The sequence below is a fragment of the Microbacterium stercoris genome, from assembly GCF_017592545.1.
GTDB lineage: Bacteria > Actinomycetota > Actinomycetes > Actinomycetales > Microbacteriaceae > Microbacterium > Microbacterium stercoris.
Window position 1 is genome coordinate 1 of sequence record NZ_JAGFOA010000003.1, and the last position, 5,893, is coordinate 5,893.

The window sequence follows — 5,893 nt, forward strand, 5'->3', positions numbered from 1 at the left end:
GTTTCGGCGGTCATAGCGAGAGGGAAACGCCCGGTCACATTCCGAACCCGGAAGCTAAGCCTCTCAGCGCCGATGGTACTGCAGGGGGGACCCTGTGGGAGAGTAGGACACCGCCGGACTTCTTTTACGAAAAGGCCACCCAATGCTGGGTGGCCTTTTCGCATTTCCGGGGGTCTGTCAGGATGTCCCCATGACCGACCAGCAGCCCACCCGCGTCGTCGGCGGCATCCTGCGCCATCCCTTCCTGTCGGGCTTCCTGCTCACGCTCGGCGGGCTGGCGGCGATCGCATTGGGCATGGCCATCACGAATGTGTCGACCGTGCTGGTCTACATCGCCTTCGCGCTGTTCATCGCACTCGGCCTCAACCCGCTCGTCGAACTGCTGCAGCGCAGTGGGCTGAAGCGGGCCTGGTCGATCGTCATCGTCTGTGTCGGCGTCGCCGTGGTGCTCGCGGGGATTCTGCTGCTGATCATCCCGACCGTCGTGGATCAGGTGGCGCAGTTCGTGCGCAGCATCCCCGAGCGGATCGCCGCCTTCGAGAGTTCCGATGCCTACCTCTGGCTGTCGGAGCAGTTCGGCGATCAGGTCGGTGCCTTTCTGGACGATGCGCAGAGGTTCCTGACCAACCCGGTGAACCTCGCGGTCATCGGCGGTGGTGTGCTGCAGGTCGGCGTGAACATCGCCACCGCGATGTCCGGGGTGCTGATCGTTGTGGTGCTGAGCCTGTACTTCCTGGCGTCGCTGCCCTCGATGAAGGTGGGCCTTGTGCGCCTCGCCCCCGCCCGCAGCCGCCAGCGGGTGCTCGGGCTGGCAGAGACCATCGCCGCCTCCATCGGCAGCTACCTCGGCGGCATGGTGATCCTGGCGCTCATCAACGCGGCTGTCTCGTTCCTGCTGCATGTCGCGCTCGGCCTGCCGTTCCCGCAGCTGATGGCGGTGCTCGCCTTCTGCGTGACGCTGATCCCGCTCGTCGGATCCGTGGTGTTCTGGGTGATCGCCACGGCGCTGGCGCTCGTCACAAATCCGGTGACGGCCCTGATCTTCGCCATCGCCTACCTGGTCTACATGCAGCTCGAGGCGTACATCCTGACTCCGCGTGTGATGAGCCGGGCCATCGAGGTGCCGGGGCTGCTCGTGGTCATCGGCGCGCTCGTGGGCGGAACCCTGCTCGGCCTTCTCGGCGCTCTCGTGGCGATCCCGGTGACGGCCTCCATCCTGCTGATCGTCAAGCAGGTGCTCATCCCCCGGCAGGATGCCAAAACCGACGGGTCAGCCGGCGCCCTTGACGAGGGCGACGCAGACGCCCAACAGCACAAGCGGCGTGGCCGCGACGCTGATGAGCAGGCCGGTGCCGAGCCCGCGGGCGCGTGACGAGATCATGCACACGATGCCCGCCAAGGCGACGGCGGCGAACGCGGCGAGGCCGGCACCCAGCGGATCGAGCGCCGCGAAGAGGTCGGGCCGGTCAGTGCGGAGCCAGACCGTGCCGAACAGCGCGGCCACCGGCAGCAGCAGGCCGAGACCGAGACCGACGATGACCCACACCCCGAACGGCCAGCCGGACGGGTGGCGCAGCGGGTCGGTCTGCGGGCTCGCGCCGTCGCGCGGTGCGGGGGCGCCGGGCATCGCGGTGTCGCGCACGCGTCAGCCGAACGACCTGGTCACAACCCGCCGGCGCCGAAGCCGGAGATGATCGCGACGCAGACGCCGAAGATCACGATGGGCGCGGCCGCGATGCTGATCAGCAGGCCAGTGCCGAGCCCCCGGGTCTGCGCCCAGAACATGCACACGATGCCCGCGATCGCGACGACGGCGAAGGCGATGAGGGCGTAGGTGATCGCCGCGCCGGTGCTGTAGCCGTTGACGGCCTGCTCGACCGCGTTCGCGAGGAAGAAGACCGCCACCGGGATCAGGATGCCGAGCCCCAGCCCGATCCCGATCCACGCGCCGAAGGGCCATCCGAACAGTCGCGGCGGGGGCGTGGGGCGCACGTACCCGTAGGCGGGCGGCTGACCGTAGGCGGGCTGGTAGCCAGACGGCGGCTGCTGCGGCGGGTAGCCGGACGGGGGCTGCGGCGGCGCGGTGGCAGAGCCCGGTCCTCCCGCGGGCGGCGGAAAGGAGCCCGGGGGAGGCGGATAGGCGCCCGGCGGTGGGGAGGCGGGTCCGGGCGCCGGCGGGAGCGGAGGCGCCGGCTCGGCACCGGAGGGCGGGCCCTGCGGATCGGGCGCGGGGGCCGGCTGATCGGGAGTGCTGTTCATGGTGTGCCTCTCTCCGCGTGGGTGGTGGTGATGCAGACGACGTCGCTGACGAGGACGGCGGACCGAGTCCGGTGCTCCCCCTCGCGGCGCTTCAGCCCGGACCGGATCCCGTTCATACGAGCACCCGCTCGTGCGAGCGCACGGGTGCGGGTGCGCGGAAGCGGCCGGTGCGGAGCATCCAGATGATCCGGGCGAACAGCAGGGGGATCGTCACGGCGAGGAACAGCTGCGGGCGGGTGAGGCCCATCCAGGCGACCTCGTTGCCCCGCACGAACTCGATGAGGAAGCGGAAGACCGCGTAGCCCGCGATGTACAGCGTGAGCAGCTCCCCGGGCGCGATCGGACGCCAGCGCAGCCAGAACCACAGCAGCGCGAAGGCCACGGCGTGGAAGGCGATCTCGTAGACGAAGCTCGGATGCAGCGGCACGCCCGAGGCCGCGCCGGTGTACGCCGCGGCCTCGGGTGAGAGCACGATGCCCCAGGACGCGTGCGTGGGCGTTCCCGGCTTCTCGGTGAGGAGACATCCGATCCGGCCGATCGCCATCGCCAGCGCCACCGCGGGCGCGAAGAGGTCGCCGGAGCGATCGGGATAGCGCACGATGCGCTTGGCGACGTGCACGCCCAGCCAGGCGCCGACGAGCGCCGAGAGCATCGAGGCGTTGCCGAACGACAGCTGCTCGATGAGGCTCAGGTTCTTCGTCGGATCGAGGTGCTGCGCCCAGGTGCCGAGCCGCGCGAGCAGGGACGCACCCGCCAGCGCGCCCAGCACCAGGTACCAGATGCGGTGATCGGTGACCCGCCGGCGGCGTCTCTCGATGAGGAACACCACGCCCGCGGCGAGCATCCCCAACGCGACGAACGCGGAGTGGGTGTCGATGCGCGGCCCCCAGCCGAGCAGATCCTGCAGCGTCGGGAACATGCGTCAGCCGCCCACCAGGCGCACGATCGCGGAGATCCAGAACGGGATGGCCGCGGCGGCCAGCACCGCGATCACGGAGAGGTAGGCGAGCACGAGGCGGGTGTCGCCGAGCTTGCACTTCGAGCGCAGCAGCCCCTGGCGGCGGGCGCGCGCGTAGCCGGCGATCGCCACGACCGAGAATCCGAGCAGCGCGATCGGCCCGAGCACGACCGTGATGAGCGCGACGGTGGTGAACACGCACAGCCGCAGCGGATCGAACGCGGCCGGCGGATCGCCGACGCTCGCGTCGTACTGATTCAGGTGATCGAAGGTGCTCACGACAGCACCGGCAGCTCGGCGCGCCCGCCCGTGTCGCGCACGGCCCCGAGGCCCGAGGGGAGGACGGCCGAGCCTGTCGCGGTCGAGAGCCGCCGACGCCCGAGGGGCGCCCACGCCTGCACGGCGCAGAACGGCGCGCACTGATGCGCGTTGCCGCCGTCGGGGGCAGGTGACTCGTTGACGGTCGCCACATGCACGCAGCACTGGATGAGACGCTCTTCGATCATCGTGTGGATGTCCATAAACGGCTTGATGGTGATGCGCTTGACGCGCTCGCCCATCATGCGGCGCATGCGGTCGTGCTGTCCCGGCAGCTGCGACGCCGCGAGCGTGGCGAGCGTGCCGATACCGAGATCGCAACTCGCGCAGATGTCCTTCCAGATGTCGATCATCGACGGATGCGAGAGGGAGGACTGCTCGCTCAGCAGATCGAGCAGCGAGTTCTTCACGACCTCGCGGATCTTCTTGTTCACACCCGAGTCGGCGATGCGGTTCGCGATCAGATCCGGTTCGAGCTCGAGCAACTCCTTGAGGCGGTCGTGGCCGATGAGCCCGACCAGCGACTTCCACTCCCCCGCGTCGTCTTTCAGCAGGTAGCCGACCGAGCAGCAGTGCGGATGGCTGCAGGGAAGCGCCGTGAGGTCGCGCCACGACACCGCGCCGCCCGTCTGCGGCTCGAGACGCGTGAGCACACCGCCGTGGGTGAGACGGGCGTCGGCGTCGACGCCGGCGGAGCGACCGGATCCGAACACCGGCTGGATCGTGACGCCGCCGACGAAGGGCGTGTCCATCGCCCGCTGGATGACCGCCCCGATCTCGTCGTTCACGCCGAGCGCGGCGGTCATCGTGAGGGTCGTGAAGACCCCGGCGGCCGAGAGCCGCTCGAGCGCCCGCTCCTTGAAACGGCGGATGTCCGCGCCGCGGTGATAGGCCGATGCCTCCTTCGACTCACCGTCGTACTGCAGATAGATCTCGACCCGCTGCCGATGCTTCTTCAGGAACGCGACGAAGGCATCATCCTGCGCGATGCGCAGGCCGTTCGAGTTGATGAGGATGCGCACCACCGGGCGGGCCACCAGGTGCTCGACGAGCTGCTCGAGCCAGGGATACAGGGTCGGCTCGCCGCCCGAGAGCATCAGCACGTCTATGCGGTTGTTCTCACGCGCGAGGCGCTGGTCGACCGAGGCGAGCACCTCCGCCAGCGGCGCGACCGCGCTCGCCGCGGGGCTCGACTCGGCGAAGCAGGTGGGGCACTTGAGGTTGCAGTGGTCGGTGATGTCCTCGAGCAGGATGCAGGTGTGCTGGGTCTGCATCGCCGGCAGGCCGTCCTCGTACGCCGAGGGGATCGGCTTGAAGTTGCCCATCACATCGGGCGTGTGAGCCTTGGTCGGCGCCGTCCACTGTTCGAGGTAGGTGAGCATCTCGGCCGACTCGTCGTAGAGCGTGCGGATCAGACCGTGATCCGGGCAGCCGCGCTCGAGCCACACCACGCCGTCGCGATCCGCCAGCCATCCGGACAGCCGGCGCACCTGCGCGAGCGGGCGATCCGGATCCTCTTCGTGGCAGCGGGGGCAGAACGCGTTGACATACCGATGCACGCGATAGTCGCGCAGGGGCATGCCGGTCGGCGATGACGAGGCCATGCGCTCACATTAGGGGCAGGGCGCATCGCGCGTCTGTCGGACATTCGGCGGCGATCTAGGCTCGAAGCCATGGCACTTCCCGCGACGATCCACACGTTCACCGTCAACCTGGCCGACGTGGACCGCGGGGTGTACGACGAGCTGAGCCTGCGCGTGGCGCGCCACCCCTCGGAGACCGAGACCTACATGATGACGCGGGTGCTCGCGTACTGCCTCGAGTTTCAGGAGGGCATCGCCTTCAGCGACGGCCTGTCGCAGACCGACGAGCCGGCGGTGCTGGTGCGGGACCTGACCGGATCGATCACCGCCTGGATCGAGGTCGGCGCACCGGATGCCGACCGGATCCACTTCGCCTCGAAGGCGGCGGATCGTGTGGCCGTGTACACACACCGCGATCCCGCGAAGGTGCTCGCTTCGTGGGCGGGCAAGAAGATCCACCGCTCCGACCACGTCGAGCTTTACTCCTTCGACGACGGGCTCGTAGAGGGCGCCGTGGCCGCCCTCGACCGCCGCAACACCATGACGCTGTCGGTGACCGAGCGCCAGCTCTACATCGAGCTGAACGGCGCACACCTCAGCGGCGCCGTGCACGAGCACCGCATCGAGTGACGCGGGGAGGTGGCCACCCGCTCGTCGAGCGAGGGGGGAGGTGGCCACCCGCTCGTCGAGTGAGCGAGGAACGAGCGAGTCGAGACGCCGCAGTGTGCGTGGGGGGTTTGGGCGTCTCGACTCGCGTCGCTCGCTCGGTCGGCGT

General features: G+C 69.4%; 7 protein-coding genes and 1 rRNA gene. 3 read left to right on the plus strand and 5 right to left on the minus strand.

Annotated features, from left to right (window positions below; translation table 11 throughout):
- The first annotated feature begins 2 nt into the window (after positions 1 to 2).
- Positions 3 to 119 (plus strand): 5S ribosomal RNA (gene rrf / locus J5V96_RS07700).
- A 71-nt stretch (positions 120 to 190) separates the two neighbouring features.
- Entirely contained in the window at positions 191 to 1,372 is a 1,182-nt protein-coding gene (locus J5V96_RS07705) for an AI-2E family transporter (protein ID WP_236014664.1), read from the plus strand.
- Here the strand turns inward: J5V96_RS07705 and J5V96_RS07710 are convergent.
- The 5 genes from J5V96_RS07710 to J5V96_RS07730 all read right to left on the minus strand — a co-directional run bounded on the left by J5V96_RS07710 (position 1,271) and on the right by J5V96_RS07730 (position 5,139).
- Positions 1,271 to 1,642 (minus strand): hypothetical protein, encoded by a 372-nt coding sequence (locus tag J5V96_RS07710; protein ID WP_208502471.1) that lies wholly within the window; start codon positions 1,640 to 1,642, stop codon positions 1,271 to 1,273. The two genes, J5V96_RS07705 and J5V96_RS07710, sit on opposite strands and share 102 nt — an antisense overlap.
- A gap of 20 nt (positions 1,643 to 1,662) precedes the next feature.
- Positions 1,663 to 2,259, minus strand: a complete 597-nt coding sequence (locus J5V96_RS07715) for a hypothetical protein (protein WP_208502473.1) — start codon at positions 2,257 to 2,259, stop codon at positions 1,663 to 1,665.
- A 112-nt stretch (positions 2,260 to 2,371) separates the two neighbouring features.
- The gene (locus J5V96_RS07720) at positions 2,372 to 3,178 is read right to left on the minus strand and encodes a prolipoprotein diacylglyceryl transferase (RefSeq protein WP_208502475.1); all 807 of its coding nucleotides are present in this window, start codon (positions 3,176 to 3,178) and stop codon (positions 2,372 to 2,374) included.
- A 3-nt stretch (positions 3,179 to 3,181) separates the two neighbouring features.
- Positions 3,182 to 3,496 carry a hypothetical protein gene (locus J5V96_RS07725; protein WP_208502478.1) on the minus strand — a complete coding sequence of 105 codons (315 nt, stop codon included), beginning with the start codon at positions 3,494 to 3,496 and terminating at the stop codon, positions 3,182 to 3,184.
- Positions 3,493 to 5,139 (minus strand): radical SAM protein, encoded by a 1,647-nt coding sequence (locus tag J5V96_RS07730; protein ID WP_236014665.1) that lies wholly within the window; start codon positions 5,137 to 5,139, stop codon positions 3,493 to 3,495. The genes J5V96_RS07725 and J5V96_RS07730 overlap by 4 nt, the downstream gene beginning before the upstream one ends.
- Positions 5,140 to 5,208: 69 nt before the next feature.
- Between J5V96_RS07730 and J5V96_RS07735 the strand changes: the two genes are divergently transcribed.
- Positions 5,209 to 5,748 (plus strand): YaeQ family protein, encoded by a 540-nt coding sequence (locus J5V96_RS07735; RefSeq protein ID WP_208502480.1) that lies wholly within the window; start codon positions 5,209 to 5,211, stop codon positions 5,746 to 5,748.
- The last annotated feature ends 145 nt before the right edge of the window (positions 5,749 to 5,893 follow it).